12 protein-coding genes are annotated in these 13,319 nt (G+C 65.5%); 6 read left to right on the top strand and 6 right to left on the bottom strand.

What is annotated here, in order from left to right; translation table 11 throughout:
- Nucleotides 1-3 precede the first annotated feature (3 nt).
- Both CLM73_RS16725 and CLM73_RS16720 read right to left on the bottom strand, forming a co-directional pair.
- Nucleotides 4-1,425, bottom strand: coding sequence for a HAMP domain-containing sensor histidine kinase (locus tag CLM73_RS16725; RefSeq protein WP_105239393.1), 1,422 nt, complete (start codon nucleotides 1,423-1,425; stop codon nucleotides 4-6).
- Nucleotides 1,425-2,138, bottom strand: coding sequence for a response regulator transcription factor (locus CLM73_RS16720; protein WP_105239392.1), 714 nt, complete (start codon nucleotides 2,136-2,138; stop codon nucleotides 1,425-1,427). The genes CLM73_RS16725 and CLM73_RS16720 overlap by 1 nt, the downstream gene beginning before the upstream one ends.
- Nucleotides 2,139-2,348: 210 nt before the next feature.
- Here CLM73_RS16720 and CLM73_RS16715 point away from each other — a divergent pair, with 210 nt between their 5' ends.
- The 5 genes from CLM73_RS16715 to CLM73_RS16695 all read left to right on the top strand — a co-directional run bounded on the left by CLM73_RS16715 (nucleotide 2,349) and on the right by CLM73_RS16695 (nucleotide 8,120).
- Nucleotides 2,349-4,370 (top strand): ligand-gated channel protein, encoded by a 2,022-nt coding sequence (locus CLM73_RS16715; protein WP_105239391.1) that lies wholly within the window; start codon nucleotides 2,349-2,351, stop codon nucleotides 4,368-4,370.
- A 44-nt stretch (nucleotides 4,371-4,414) separates the two neighbouring features.
- A complete protein-coding gene (locus CLM73_RS16710; RefSeq protein WP_105239390.1) occupies nucleotides 4,415-5,365 on the top strand; it encodes a siderophore ABC transporter substrate-binding protein in 951 nt (316 codons plus the stop codon).
- A 28-nt stretch (nucleotides 5,366-5,393) separates the two neighbouring features.
- On the top strand, nucleotides 5,394-6,386 hold the full coding sequence (locus CLM73_RS16705; RefSeq protein WP_105239389.1) for an ABC transporter permease: 993 nt from the start codon (nucleotides 5,394-5,396) through the stop codon (nucleotides 6,384-6,386).
- Between the two features lie 94 nt (nucleotides 6,387-6,480).
- A complete protein-coding gene (locus CLM73_RS16700; protein WP_105241574.1) occupies nucleotides 6,481-7,365 on the top strand; it encodes an iron chelate uptake ABC transporter family permease subunit in 885 nt (294 codons plus the stop codon).
- The gene (locus CLM73_RS16695) at nucleotides 7,362-8,120 is read left to right on the top strand and encodes an ABC transporter ATP-binding protein (RefSeq protein ID WP_105239388.1); all 759 of its coding nucleotides are present in this window, start codon (nucleotides 7,362-7,364) and stop codon (nucleotides 8,118-8,120) included. The genes CLM73_RS16700 and CLM73_RS16695 overlap by 4 nt, the downstream gene beginning before the upstream one ends.
- Nucleotides 8,121-8,162: 42 nt before the next feature.
- On the opposite strand, the gene CLM73_RS16690 is transcribed toward CLM73_RS16695, so the two are convergent.
- The 3 genes from CLM73_RS16690 to CLM73_RS16680 all read right to left on the bottom strand — a co-directional run bounded on the left by CLM73_RS16690 (nucleotide 8,163) and on the right by CLM73_RS16680 (nucleotide 11,782).
- Nucleotides 8,163-10,283, bottom strand: a complete 2,121-nt coding sequence (locus CLM73_RS16690) for a 5'-nucleotidase C-terminal domain-containing protein (protein WP_105239387.1) — start codon at nucleotides 10,281-10,283, stop codon at nucleotides 8,163-8,165.
- A 74-nt stretch (nucleotides 10,284-10,357) separates the two neighbouring features.
- Nucleotides 10,358-11,173, bottom strand: coding sequence for a hydroxyethylthiazole kinase (thiM, locus tag CLM73_RS16685; RefSeq protein WP_105239386.1), 816 nt, complete (start codon nucleotides 11,171-11,173; stop codon nucleotides 10,358-10,360).
- A 129-nt stretch (nucleotides 11,174-11,302) separates the two neighbouring features.
- Entirely contained in the window at nucleotides 11,303-11,782 is a 480-nt protein-coding gene (locus tag CLM73_RS16680) for a DUF2846 domain-containing protein (protein ID WP_234015656.1), read from the bottom strand.
- 193 nt (nucleotides 11,783-11,975) lie between these two features.
- Here CLM73_RS16680 and CLM73_RS16675 point away from each other — a divergent pair, with 193 nt between their 5' ends.
- Nucleotides 11,976-12,611 carry a glycoside hydrolase family 19 protein gene (locus CLM73_RS16675; protein WP_105239384.1) on the top strand — a complete coding sequence of 212 codons (636 nt, stop codon included), beginning with the start codon at nucleotides 11,976-11,978 and terminating at the stop codon, nucleotides 12,609-12,611.
- Nucleotides 12,612-12,861: 250 nt separating this feature from the next.
- On the opposite strand, the gene CLM73_RS16670 is transcribed toward CLM73_RS16675, so the two are convergent.
- The gene (locus CLM73_RS16670) at nucleotides 12,862-13,311 is read right to left on the bottom strand and encodes a PA2169 family four-helix-bundle protein (protein WP_105239383.1); all 450 of its coding nucleotides are present in this window, start codon (nucleotides 13,309-13,311) and stop codon (nucleotides 12,862-12,864) included.
- Nucleotides 13,312-13,319: the final 8 nt, after the last annotated feature.

Below are 13,319 nucleotides of genomic sequence, written 5' to 3'. Positions count from 1 at the left end.
GCGTCATCCCGTAGCGGGACGCGCCGCGGCGGCGGATAGCAGCGGCAGGTCCATGCGCACGCTCAAGCCGTGCGGGGCGACGTTGCGGGCCGATATCGATCCTTTGTGCGCGGCAATCGCGGCCTGCGCGATGGAAAGGCCCAGCCCCGCGCCGCCGCCCGGCGTGTTGGCGGCGCTGGCAGAGCCCGCGCGATAGAACGGTTCGAAAAGCGAGGCCAGCTCCTGCGTGGCAACGCCCGGGCCGTGGTCTTCGATCTCCAGGCTGGCTTCGCTGGCGCTGGTCAACAGCCGCACGCGGATGACGCTGTGCGCGGGCGCAAAACGCAGCGCATTGCGCAGCACGTTCTCGATGGCGCTGGCCAGGCTGGCGCGGTCGCCGGCGATGCGGATGGGCGCGGGCGTGTCCCAATCGATTTGCAGATGCCGACCTTCGGCTTCGTAGCGGGCATCGTCCACGACGCCGGCCACGACGTCCGACAGGTCCAGCGGTTCGGTCGGCACGGGCAGGGCGCCCACGCGGGCAAGGCGCAGCGTGTTGCCGACCAAGGCGTCCAACCGCTCGCATTCGCGTTCGATGCGGTCCAGCTGCAGATCGCGCCGTTCGTCGTTGCGGCGCGCCAGTTCAGAGGCCAGGCGCAGGCGCGCAAGCGGCGACCTCAGTTCATGCGCCACGTTATGCAGCAGCTGCTCGCGCGTGTCGACCAGCGCCTTCAAGCGCACCGCCATCGCGTCGAAGTCGCGCGCCAGCAGGCCAAGCTCGTCCTGGCGCGTGGCGAGTTTTGGCGGTGTCTTCGTGTCCAGTTGCCCAGCCGCCAACGCGAGCGTGGTCTGGCGCAACTGCGCCAGCGGTGCGGTGATGTGACGCGTCAATGCCCAGCAGAAGGGCGCGGTCACCGCCAGCGCGAACAGCAGTAGCGCCAGCGCAACGGGCGACAGCGCCAGGACTTCCCAGCGCGACGAATCGAACGGCAGAAACAGCATCAGCAGTTCCGAGCCATCCGGCAGGATCAGGATCTGCGGTTCCCACCACGAGACGCGTTCGCCTGCGGGATCCGCCGGCACATAGTCCGACTGCGGCAGCCGGTCGGGCGCGGCGCGGTACGCGACCAGCCAGTCGTGCAGGCGCGTCGGCAGGCGCCGGCCCAGGATCTCCTGGTCCTTTGCGTCCATGACGTAGATCTTCAGCGCCGAGTAGTTGTCGTCCATGGCGCGCACCCAGCGCTCCAGGCCGTCCTGGCCCTGTGTGCGCGCGACCTGCGCGGCGTCGCGCGTGAGGTTGCCGGGATTCAGGCCGTCCAGCGAGTTGAAGCGGTACCAGGCCACCGACGCCGTCAGCACCATGCCGCAGACCAGGATGACCGCCATGGCGCCCCAGAACGTCAGGAACGCGCGCCAGAAGAGCGAGCGGGCGGGCAACAACGTCATCACGCAGCGCCCGCCAGCACGTAGCCCAGACCGCGCAGATTGCGGATGGATAGCGTGTCGGCGTGTTGATCCAGGCGCAGCTTTTTGCGCAGGCTGCTGATGTGCGTGTCGATGCTGCGGTCGTAGCGGTCCGGCGCGCGGCCCAGCGCGTAAAGGCCGATCTGGTCGCGCGCGATGACCTGGCCGGGCGCGCGCATCAGGATTTCCAGGATGCGCTGCTCGGCGCCGGTCAGCGTGACTTCGTCGGCGCCCATGCGCGCTCGGCCGGTCGCCGGGTCCAGCGACAGGGCGCCCAGGCTGAGCGACGGACTTGCGGCGACGGGCGTTTCTTCAAAACGGCGCAGCACGGCGGTGACACGCGCCTTGAGCTCACGCGGGCTGAAGGGCTTGGCCAGGTAATCGTCCGCGCCGAACTCCAGGCCCAGCACGCGGTCGGTCTCGCCGCCGTGCGCGGTGAACATGATGACCGGGCGGCGCGAGCGCTGCCGATAGTGCTTGAGCAGATCCAGCCCGTTGCCGTCGGGCAGCATCAGGTCCAGCAGCACCAGGTCGAAATCGTCCTGCGCCAGCAAGGACAAGCCTTGCGCGCCGGTGTGGGCCAGCGTCAGCTGGCATTGATGGGGTTCCAGGTATTCGCGCAGCATCTGCGCCAGCTCGACGTCGTCGTCGATCAGCAAGATGCGGCGCGCCACCGCTGAATGAGTGAAAGGCATGCGTGTTGGGCGTCGAGCATCCGGCAGTGTGGCCGAACGCCGCGCGCCGGAGTGTCAAGAAATGCAAAGAAGATAAAAGTTGCGGAAAGCGTGTTGCGGCGTGCTGCAAGCCCCAATTCTAATATGAGAATGGTTTTCATTAATAAGTGGGAGCCGGGGCGTGCCACGCGTGGGGCGTGGCGCAAACCGGGGACGGGAGAAGTTGGAATCATGAGCAGGAAAGAACTGGCCGCCGGCCAGCGCATCGCCGCGTCGCGCACGCAACTGGCCGCCGCCTTGTGCGCCGCGGGTTTCGGTCTGGGGCCGTCCGCCGTCTGGGCGCAGGCCGCGGACGCCACCACGACAATGGACACGGTCGTCGTCACGGCCAGCGGTTTCGAGCAACGCATCCAGGATGCGCCGGCCTCGATCAGCGTCATCACGCGTGAGGATCTGGACAAGAAGTTCTACCGCGACCTGAACGACGCGCTGGTCGAAGTGCCGGGCGTCATCGTCACGGGCGGCGGCGACCGCCAGGACATCAGCCTGCGCGGCATGGGCCCGAAGTACACGCTGATCCTGATCGACGGCAAGCGCCAGAGCTCGCGCGAAACCCGCACCAACTCGGACTCGACGGGTGTGGAGGGCGGCTGGACGCCGCCGCTGTCGGCCATCGAGCGCATTGAAGTGGTGCGCGGCCCGATGTCGTCGCTGTACGGGTCGGACGCCATGGGCGGGGTGATCAACATCATCACGCGCAAGGTGCCTGACGAATGGCACGGCGAAATCCGCATGGATACGACGATCCAGGAGAGCAGCAAGTCGGGCGACATCTACCAGGGCAACTTCTACCTGGCCGGCCCCATCAAGAACGACCTGCTGGGCCTGCAGATCTACGGCCAGGCCACGCAGCGCGACGAAGACAATATCTACAACGGCTACCGCAAGCGCAATGCCGAAAGCGTGACCGCCAAGCTGGCGCTGACGCCCAACCGGGATCACGACATCGTGCTGGAAGCGACCACGATGCGCCAGAAGTTCCAGGACACCCTGGGCAAGACGGTGGAGCCGCTGCCGCCCGGCACGGCGTGCCCGCGCACGGGCTGCCCGGCGTCGTCGGAAACCGATTACCGCAGCAGCAAGTGGGCGTTGTCGCACACCGGCCGCTGGGGCTGGGGCGTGTCCGACAGCTATGTGCAGCAGGAAGAGTTTGATAACCGCTCGCGCCAGATGAAGATCAAGAACCTGGACCTGCAGACGAGCTGGTCGCTGCCGCTGGGTTCGCACATGCTGACACTGGGCGGCAGCTATCTGAATCAGCGCCTGCATGACCAGAACGGCAACCAGTTGGAAGGCGGCCCCAACAAGGTGGAACGGTATCAATGGGCCCTGTTCGCCGAAGACGAATGGCGCCTGACCGAAAGCTTTGCCCTCACGACCGGCCTGCGCATGGATCAGGACGAGAATTTCGGCAGCCACTTCAGCCCGCGCCTGTACGGCGTGTGGCACATGGCAGAACGCTGGACCCTGAAGGGCGGTGTCTCCACCGGCTTCCGTGCGCCCGACCTGCGCCAGACCGTGGCCGGCTGGGGCCAGACCAGCCGCGGCGGCAACATGTACGGCAACCCGGACCTGACGCCTGAAAAGTCGGTGACCCAGGAAATCGGCCTGCTGTATGACGACGGCGAAGGCATGAACGCCGGCATCACGTTGTTCAACAACGACTTCAAGGACAAGATCACCCGCGTGGCTTGCCCCTTGTCGCAGTGCACGGACGGCCCCAACCAGTTCGGCTCGGACCCCACCACGTACATGAACGTGGACAAGGCCGTGTCGCGCGGCGTGGAAGCCAGCCTGAAGCTGCCGCTGTCGGCCGACTGGTCGATGACCAGCAGCTATACGTTCACGAAGTCCGAGCAGAAGTCCGGCCAGTACAAGGGCGAGCCGCTGAACCAGTTGCCCAAGCACCTGTTCACCACCACGGTAAATTGGCAGCCGTCCGACGGGTTGCAAGCGTGGGCGCGCATCAACTACCGCGGCCGCGAAAGCCAGCCGACGACGGGCCCGTCCACCAGTGCGCTGGTCGCGCCGTCCTACACGTTCGTGGACCTGGGCGGTTCGTACGCCGTCAACAAGACCGTGTCGGTGTATGCCGGCATCTACAACCTGTTCGACAAGCAGGTCGCCTACGACGACTTCGGCTACGTCGAAGACGGCCGCCGTTACTGGCTGGGCGTGGGTGTGAAGTTCTGAGTTTTGACGGGGCGCTTTTGGCGTCCCACCACAGAGAGGTTTGCATGAACAATGGAAAACAGGCGGGCGCCGCCCGCCGCTGGGCAACCCGGGCCGGCGTGGCCCTGGCGCTGAGCGCCGCGGCTGCCGTGTGCGCCGCGCAGTCCACGACGCCGGTCAAGCACGCGCGCGGCGAAGCCGCCGTGCCGTCCAACCCGTCCAAGACGATCGTGCTGGATCTGGCCGTGCTGGACACCCTGCACACGCTCGGCGTGGACCCGGTGGGCGTACCCAGCGCCGCCAAGCTGCCGCCGCAGCTGAGCCAGTTCGCCGACAAGCGGTATCTGAAGGCGGGCACGATGTTCGAGCCCAACTACGAGGTCATCCACGCCGCCGCGCCGCAAGTCATTTTCGTGGCTGGCCGCTCGGCGCCCAAGTATGACGAGCTGTCCAAGATTGCGCCCACCGTCGACCTGACGGTCGATGCCAAGGACCTGGTCGGCAGCGTCCGGCGCAACACCGAAACGCTGGCCGCGCTTTACGGGAAAGAGGGCGCGGCCAAGGAGAAGCTGGCCGCGCTCGACGCTTCCATCGCGGCGCTGAAAGGCAAGGCCGCCAACGCGGGCACCGCGTTGATCGTGCTGACGACCGGCGGCAAGATGAGCGCCTACGGTCCGGGCTCGCGCTTTGGCGTGATCCATGACGCGTTCGGCGTCAAACCTGCCGCGACCGGCCTGAACGTGTCCAACCACGGCCAGGCGATTTCGTTCGAGTTCATTGCCCAGACCGATCCGGACTGGCTGTTCGTGATCGACCGCGACGCCGCCATCGGCCGCGAAGGCGTGTCGGCGCAGCGCATGCTGGACAACGAGCTGGTGCGTCCGACCAAGGCGTGGAAGAACCAGCGCGTGGTCTACCTGAACGGCTTCAACTGGTATCTGCTCGGCAGCGCGGGCCTGACGGCCATGCAGCAGAACGTGGATCAGATCGCCGCGGCGTTGGCGCAAGGAAAGTAGGCAGCATGCAAGACGGGAAGGGCTGCCGGTGAACTGGCGGCGCGCAATCAGCGGTTGGGGTGGCCTGACGGCCGTGGTGGTGGTGTTGCTGCTGTTGTGCGTGGCCAGCATCAGCCTGGGCGCGGGCCAGATGCATTGGGCCGCGCTGTGGAACGGCGGCGAAGAAGGCGAGCGAGCATGGCGGCTGCTGATGGTCAGCCGCATCCCGCGCACCCTGGCGCTGCTGCTGGCAGGCACGGCGCTGGCCGTCGCCGGCCTCATCATGCAGATGCTGGTGCGCAACCGCTTTGTGGAGCCCACGACGGCCGGCACCGTCGAATCCGCCACCCTCGGCATCCTGGTCGTCACCTTGCTGGCGCCCGATACGTCCGTGATCGGCAAGATGGTGACGGCCACGGGCTTTGCGCTGGCGGGCACCTTGCTGTTTCTGGCCCTGCTGCGCCGCGTGCCGCTGCGCACGCCGTTCATCGTGCCGCTGATCGGGCTGATCCTGGGCGGCGTGATCCAGGCGGTCACGACCTTCATGGCGTACCGCTTCGACCTGCTGCAGTCGCTGCATGCGTGGACGACCGGCGACTTCTCCGGCGTGCTGCGCGGCCGGTATGAGCTGCTGTGGATCGGGTTTGCGCTGGCCTGCGCGGCCTATGCCGCTGCCGACCGCTACACCGTGGCGGGCATGGGCCGCGAGTTCGCGTCCAACCTCGGGCTGAACCATGCACGGCTGACACTGGTCGGCCTGTTGATCGTTTCCGCCATATCGGCCGTGGTGGTCGTGACGGCCGGCAGCATCCCGTTCCTGGGCCTCATCGTGCCCAATGCCGTCAGCCTGGTGCTGGGCGACAACATGCGCCGCGCCATTCCGTGGGTGGCGTTGCTTGGGGGCGCGTTCGTGCTGGCCTGCGACATCATCGGCCGGCTGGTCATCCACCCCTACGAGATCCCCATCGGCACCGTGGTGGGCGTGCTGGGCAGCATCCTGTTCCTGTGGCTGCTGCGCACGCGGAGGAACCGCCTTGGCTGAAACCGCTTCGATTTTCCGCGTGGCCCAGCGGGCGCCGCAGACGTGGCGCCTTGCCGCGCTGGGCGCCGGCGCGCTGCTCTGCATCGTTGCCTTCATGACGCTGGGCGCGAACGGCCAATGGTCGTTCGTCATTCCCTTTCGCGGCGGCAAGCTGCTGGCCATGCTGCTGGTGGCGTATGCGGTGGCGGTGTCGTCCGTGCTGTTCCAGACCATCACGCACAACCGTATCCTCACGCCCGCCATCATGGGCTTCGATGCCCTGTACCTGCTGATCCAGGCGGTCGTGGTGTTCGGCTTCGGGCAGGCGGCCGCCGCCGCCAGTCATCCGGTCGCGGCCTTCCTGCTGGAAGTGTGCGCGATGACGGCGTTCGCGTGCCTGCTGTTCCGCTGGCTGTTCTCCGACGCCGTGCGCAGCCTGCATTTGATGATGCTGGTGGGGATCATCTTCGGACTGCTGTTTCGCAGCCTGTCCAGCTTCGTGGTGCGGCTGATCGATCCGAATGAATTCCTGGTGCTGCAGGACCGCATGTTCGCCAGCTTCAATTCGGTGCGTGTCGAGCTGTTGCCGATCGCCTTCGGCGCCGTGTGCATCGCGTCGTTCTTCGTCTGGCGCATGCGGCGGCGCTACGACGTGCTGGCGCTGGGCCGCGACATGGCATTGAACCTGGGTGTGGACTATCGCCGCACGCTGATGGTGACGCTGGCGGCGATTGCGGTGCTGGTGTCCGTGTCGACGGCGCTGGTCGGTCCCGTGACGTTCTTCGGTTTGCTGGTCAGCAACCTGGCGTACCAAGCCATGGGTTCGGACAGGCACCGCTACACCGTGCCGGCCGCGGCGTTGCTCAGCGTCATTTTCCTGGTGGGCGGCCAGACGCTGCTGGAGCGCGTGCTGGGGCTGAACACCACGGTCAGCGTGGTGATTGAATTCGTGGGCGGCGTGATGTTCCTCGTCCTGATCTTGCGCAGGAGGCGCCGATGATAGAAATCCAGAACGTCAGCAAACAATACGGCGACACCGTCGTGATCGACGATGTCAGCCTGGACCTTCCGGCCGGCGGCGTCACTGCCATCATCGGGCCGAACGGGGCGGGCAAGTCGACATTGCTGTCCATGGTGAGCCGGCTGCTGCCGCTAAGCGCGGGGCGGGTGCTGGTGGAAGGCCTGGACGTCACGCGCGCCGACAGCCGCGAACTGGCGCGTCGCCTGGCCATCCTGCGGCAGGACAACCACTTGCCGCTGCGGCTGACGGTGAAGGACCTGGTGGCGTTTGGCCGCTACCCGCACACCGGCGGGCGGCTGACGGTGGATGACAAGGTCCACATCGATCAGGCCATTGCGTACCTGAACCTGGAGCCGCTGGCGGACCGCTATCTGGACGAGATGTCCGGCGGCCAGCGTCAGCGCGCGTTCGTCGCCATGGTGCTGTGCCAGGACACGCGCTACGTGTTACTGGACGAGCCCTTGAACAGCCTGGACATGAAGCATGCCGTCGCCATGATGGGGACCTTGCGGCGTGCGGCGGATGAACTGGGCAAGACGGTGGTGCTGGTGCTGCACGACATCAACTTTGCGTCCAGCTACGCGGACCGCATCGTGGCGATGCGGCAGGGGCGGATCGCGCGGCACGGCACGCCGGCCGAACTGATCCGGCCCGACGTGCTGAGCGATCTGTACGAACTGCCGATCGACGTGCACGAGATCGGCGGCAAGCGCATCTGCGTGTACTACCGCTGAGGCGGGGCGCCCCATTGCAGGGCGCCCGCCGGATCGAACCGCTTACTGGGTCAGATCGATCGCGTAACGCGACAACTGCGTCACCGGATCGGGCGTGGCGTCGAACACCGAGACGTTGGTCACGTCGTGCGCCGTGGCCATCGCCAGCGTGCCCGGCACCGACGAAAACACCACCGGTCCTGCCAGCGAACTGACCTGCGCGAAACGCCAGCTGCGGTCCAGACCGTAGGTGGCCAGGTCGAGCGTCGGATTCTTCTTGATGTAGCTGATCAACACGTCGCGGCTGGCGTCCGGCGCCTGCAGCACGATGTCGCCCTTGCCGCCGGCCAGGCCGGGGAAGTCGCCGCCACCGCTGGCGCGGTAGTTGTTGGTCACCACCAGGAATTGCGCGGTCAGGTCCAGCGGCGTGCCGTTGTATGTCAGCGCCGTGATGCGCGAACCCTTGGGCTTGGTCACGTCGATTTCATACTGCAGCGCATTGCCCGCCGCATACAGCACGTCGAAGTTGAACGTCGGAAAGCCCGTGTCGATCAGATCCTGCGGCGCGACCTGTGCGGGGTCGATCTGCTTGAACTGCTCGGCCGTCTTTTCCAGCCACTGGCGCACGATGTCGCCGCTGACCCGCACGACTTGCAGCGTGTTGGGGTACAGGTACAGGTCGGCCGCGTTGTTGATGGCGACGTTGCCCTGCTTCACATACGTGAAGTCGCCCGGACCGTTGCGCCCGCCCTTGAAGGGCGCGGCGGCCGACAGGATCGGCAGGCCCGCGTATGACGGGCTGTTCTTGGCGATGTAGTCCGTTAGGTAGTCGATCTGCGCCATGTTCACGATCTGCAGTGCGGACACGTCGCCCGCCAGCGCGTAGTACGTGGCCATGTCGAACTGGCTCTGGCCGATCGGCGTCTTGACGTAGTCGATCGTCGCGGCGTGCTCGGCCTGCACCAGTTGCTGCGCGGCCGCATCCGGCGCCACGTAGGTTGCCGGCGTGGAGCCGCTTTGCGCGGTCAGGCGCGTGGAGATGCGCTGCACCTGTGTCGCCTCCTTCTGCACCTTCCAACCCTGGTCATACGCCAGCTTCAGTGTGATCTGGCCGAGGTTGTTGCCCCACTGGCCGGCCTGAACGGTCGGCACGCCATTGATCAGGCCCTTTTCCAGTTCGACGCCCGGCTGCCCGGCAAACTGCGACTTGGCATTCGTGTCGGGAAAGAGCAGATGCTGGTGGCCCGTGATGAGCGCATCGATGCCCGGCACCTGGCTCAGATAACCCGCACCGTTTTCCATGTCCGGGCTGTAGGGCGTGGCCAGGTCGATGCCGCCGTGCGCCAGCGCCACCACGAGGTCCGCACCCGCCGCCTTCATTTCGGGCACGTAGCGCGCCGCGGTCTCCTTCCAGCCGGTGACTTCCACGTGGCCTTCCAGATTCGCCTTGTCCCATTGCATGATGGGCGGCGGCGCAAAGCCGATCACGCCTACCTTGAGCGGCACGTCGATGGACTTGCCCGCGCTGTCCGTGGCCGTGAAGGTTTTCTCAAGCAGCACATAAGGCTTGAAGATCGGCTGCTTGGAGGCCGCCGAGACGACGTTGGCCGACACGAACGGGAACGCCGGCGCCGCGCAATCCTTGGCGCCCGCGGGGTTGGTTTGCGCCGTGCCCTTGGTAATGCCGGCCAGTCCGAAGTCCACGTTGGTGATCTGCGACAGATAGGGCAGGCCGTAGTTGAACTCGTGGTTGCCCATCGTGGCCGCGTCGTACGACAGCAGCTTCATCTGCTTGTAGATCGCGATCATGTCGGAACACTGCACCGGCGACACCAGCGCCTGGTAGTCCGACAGCGCCGTGCCCTGCACCGTGTCGCCGTTGTCCAGGAGCAGCGTGTTCGGATACTGCTTGCGCGCATTGGCGATCAGCGTGGCCGTGCGGTCCATGCCGTAGCTCTTGTCTTCGGCAAGCTTGTAGTAGTCGTAACCCAGCACATTGGCATGCAGGTCGGTCGTGCCCAGGATCGCGAGGTCCAGCGTCGTGCCTTGGGGCACGCTGGTCTGCGGCGGGGTCTCGGGCGCGGTGGTGTCGTCGTCATCGTCATCGCCGCCGCAGGCGGACAGGCCGGCCACCAGCGCGAAGCTGGCGGTCACTGCAAAGATCTTGCGTAGGTGTGGCTTCACCGTCTTTCCTCCGTGTTGAAGGGAAGAATTTTGGGGACGGTGTGTGACCTACCCGTGACATGCACGGGGTCAAATCAACGCAGCGGGGATTCGCGGGTCAGGCAATCCGCGTCCAGCGCCGCCAGCGCATCGAGGAACCGCCAGGCGAACGAGCCCGGCCCGTCGGCATGCGCCGCGGCGCGCTCGCCCGCGAGGCCAAAGCAGGACAGGGCGGCGACCGCCGCGGCATACGCATCGTCTTTCGCCACGGCGGCAAAGGCGCCGACCACCGCGCTGAGCGCGCAGCCGGTGGCGGTCACGCGTGGCATCAGCGGCGAACCGCCCGCAATGCGCACCGCGCGGGTGCCGTCCGTGACGTAATCGACCTCGCCCGTGACGGCCACCACGGTCCTGCGGCGCGCGGCGATGTCGTGGGCCGATTGCTCGGCCTGTGCCACGGCGTCGCGGGCGTCCACCCCCTTGCCGGCGCTGTGGCCGCCGGCCAAGGCAATGATCTCCGATGCGTTGCCCCGGATGATGGCCGGTTCAAGGTCCAGCAGCCGCTGGATGGCGTCGCGGCGAAAGGCGGTGGCGTGATGCGCCACGGGATCCAGCACCCACGGCGTGCCGGACTCCACTGCGGACTGCGCGGTCAGCAGCATGCTGCGCAACCAGGGCGAAGACAGCGTGCCGATGTTGATGACCACCGCGCCGGCAAAGCGTGCGAACTCGGGCGCCTCTTCTTCGGCGTGCACCATGGCCGGGGACGCGCCGATGGCGAGGACCGCGTTGGCCGCGTAGTTCATGGAGACGAAATTGGTCAGGCACTGCACCAGCGGCGCGTCGTGGCGGACGGCGGCTAGGAGGGCTTGGGACTGATGGGCGAGGGGAGTGATGTCGGAATGCGTCATGCCGGGCGGTGTTTGCGCGGGGGACGCGACGCTCCCCCGATCGATGGCGTATGTTCCCGGGGGGAGCGCAGAGGTGTCAAGTTCCCGCCGCCGACCGTGCCGGGGCCCTGCGGCGGAATGTGCGAATGTTTAGCCGCACTGGCCTTCAACGGCGAGCTTCACTTCCGGTTTGGAGATCACGCGCTTGCCTTCTTCTTCGGACACCTCCTCGACGTCGGCGCCGCCCACGAATACGCCCATCTTGATGAACTGGCGGACAAAATAATTCTTCCCGGCTTGCATGGTCAGCAGCAGATCGTTCGGAGAAAACTCGGACTCGGTCGATACCTTATGCTGCTGGTCGCCCTGGACCTGGGTATAGAAGAAAACTCTGTCGGCGGTTTCGCCGAGGCAGTTTTCATCGATATATACGTCTTTCTTCAACGCCTTGCCCACGAAGCTGTCCCGATACACGTACAGACCGGATTTACCTTCGTCCGGCGCCGCAAAGGTTTTGGCCTTCTGATTGCTCTCTTGCGAAGCCAGCGGAACATTCGCGCATCCCGTCGCAGCCAGGACGGCGGCGCAGGCAACAGCCAGTTTCAGCATATTCTTGGTCGATCGATTCATGGTCGTGGGTATCAGTTGTTAATGGAAAAGTTAAAACGTATCCAAAAATATCTGAGTGTGTCACAACTTTGGTGAGTCGTCCATGGCTCCGCCATGCTGCAAATCCTGCGCGGCCGCATACTCAATTTGAGGTATTGGCGGTTATGGCGGCGGGGTCACAATCATTGGCCCCGCCTGCGAAAGAGACGCCGCCATGCTGAGTGCCGAACAACTCCAACGCATTTTTCCAAACTGCAAATCCCCCGCTGCGTGGGCCGATGCGTTGGCGCCCGCATTTCAGAAATACGAAATCGAAACCCCGGATCGCATCGCAAGCTTTCTGGCGCAGACGGGTTATGAATCCGGCCAATACAACCGGATCGAGGAAAACCTGAATTACTCGACCGCCGCGCGGTTGACCAAGGTGTGGCCAAAGCGATTTCCCACTGAGGCATCGGCCATGCCGTATGTGAACAATCCGCAAGGACTTGCAAATCTGGTTTATGCGAACCGGATGGGTAATGGCGATGCGCAAAGCAACGACGGCTTCCGGTATCGCGGACGCGGCATCATCCAGCTGACGGGGCGCAGCAATTACGATTCAGCCAGCGACGCCATGGGCGTCAATTTGCTTGAGTCGCCCGAGTTACTGTCCGACCCGAAGTGGGCTGCGCTGAGCGCCGGGTGGTATTGGCAGTCGCGCGGGCTGAACGAGCTGGCGGACGACCGCACGCATGACGATGACCTGGAGGATTTCGCCAGGATCACGCGGCGGATAAACGGCGGGCTGGTGGGTCTGAAGGATCGTTTTGCGTTGTTCAAGCAGGTCTATGCAGAGCTGATGCGATGAAAGTGCAGGGCCGCGCCGGCGCTGCTGATAGCCCTGTTGGTCGGCAGTCGGCCCATCCGGAATCGCCGGGATGCGCGTGGCGAGCCTGAATCGGGTTTGCAGCCACATTGAAGAAAATGCACGTTACGCGCCAGCGCATTCTTGACCCTGCATGGTCACGCATCTGAAGCCCATGCAACACAACGCCCGCCCGGCGCATGGTGCGGCGGGCGGGCGGTTTCAATACAACGCGTATTGCAGCTTGAAGTGCTTACGTCGCCGCGCGGAAGCGATTACGCAGATCGCGGATCTGGTCGTGGTTGCGCAGCACGCCCTGATACTGGCGCTCGACAACAGCGCGAACGTTCTCGGGCAGCGTTTCCTTGAGCGCCTTTTCGTAGTCCGCCTTGGCCACGTCTTCGCCTTTCTCGCATTCCTCGAGCAGCGTCAGGTCGGTGCGGCTGGATACCGCCGCCTTGATGTTCGTCCAGCCACGATGCATGGCGCCGACCATCGTGCCGCTGTCCTCGGGTTCGCCACCCAGTTGCGTCACCAGGGTCTGCAACTCCGTGGCGCCGGCCGCGCAGTCGCGCGAGCGGTTGCGAAACAGTTCCTGCATCTCGGGCGCCTTCGCGTCTTCAGCGGCGGCGGCAAAGCCCTTTTCGCCGTTCTTCGACGTTTCGATCAGATTGTTCAGCACCTTGATTACATGTTCGGCCATGTTGGTCT

The sequence above is a fragment of the Achromobacter spanius genome (genome assembly GCF_002966795.1).
Taxonomy (GTDB): domain Bacteria; phylum Pseudomonadota; class Gammaproteobacteria; order Burkholderiales; family Burkholderiaceae_B; genus Achromobacter; species Achromobacter spanius_D.
Note: the sequence above shows the minus strand (reverse complement) of the source record. Positions and strands in the feature narration are given on the sequence as shown.

Bases quoted from the DNA above. Each gene is read 5' to 3' on its own strand.
- CLM73_RS16710 (WP_105239390.1), top strand. From the start codon at position 4,415: ATGAACAATGGAAAACAGGCGGGCGCCGCCCGCCGCTGGGCAACCCGG.
- CLM73_RS16720 (WP_105239392.1), bottom strand. From the start codon at position 2,138: ATGCCTTTCACTCATTCAGCGGTGGCGCGCCGCATCTTGCTGATCGAC.
- CLM73_RS16670 (WP_105239383.1), bottom strand. From the start codon at position 13,311: ATGGCCGAACATGTAATCAAGGTGCTGAACAATCTGATCGAAACGTCG.
- CLM73_RS16695 (WP_105239388.1), top strand. From the start codon at position 7,362: ATGATAGAAATCCAGAACGTCAGCAAACAATACGGCGACACCGTCGTG.
- thiM (WP_105239386.1), bottom strand. From the start codon at position 11,173: ATGACGCATTCCGACATCACTCCCCTCGCCCATCAGTCCCAAGCCCTC.
- CLM73_RS16725 (WP_105239393.1), bottom strand. From the start codon at position 1,425: ATGACGTTGTTGCCCGCCCGCTCGCTCTTCTGGCGCGCGTTCCTGACG.
- CLM73_RS16715 (WP_105239391.1), top strand. From the start codon at position 2,349: ATGAGCAGGAAAGAACTGGCCGCCGGCCAGCGCATCGCCGCGTCGCGC.
- CLM73_RS16675 (WP_105239384.1), top strand. From the start codon at position 11,976: ATGCTGAGTGCCGAACAACTCCAACGCATTTTTCCAAACTGCAAATCC.
- CLM73_RS16700 (WP_105241574.1), top strand. From the start codon at position 6,481: ATGACGCTGGGCGCGAACGGCCAATGGTCGTTCGTCATTCCCTTTCGC.
- CLM73_RS16680 (WP_234015656.1), bottom strand. From the start codon at position 11,782: ATGAATCGATCGACCAAGAATATGCTGAAACTGGCTGTTGCCTGCGCC.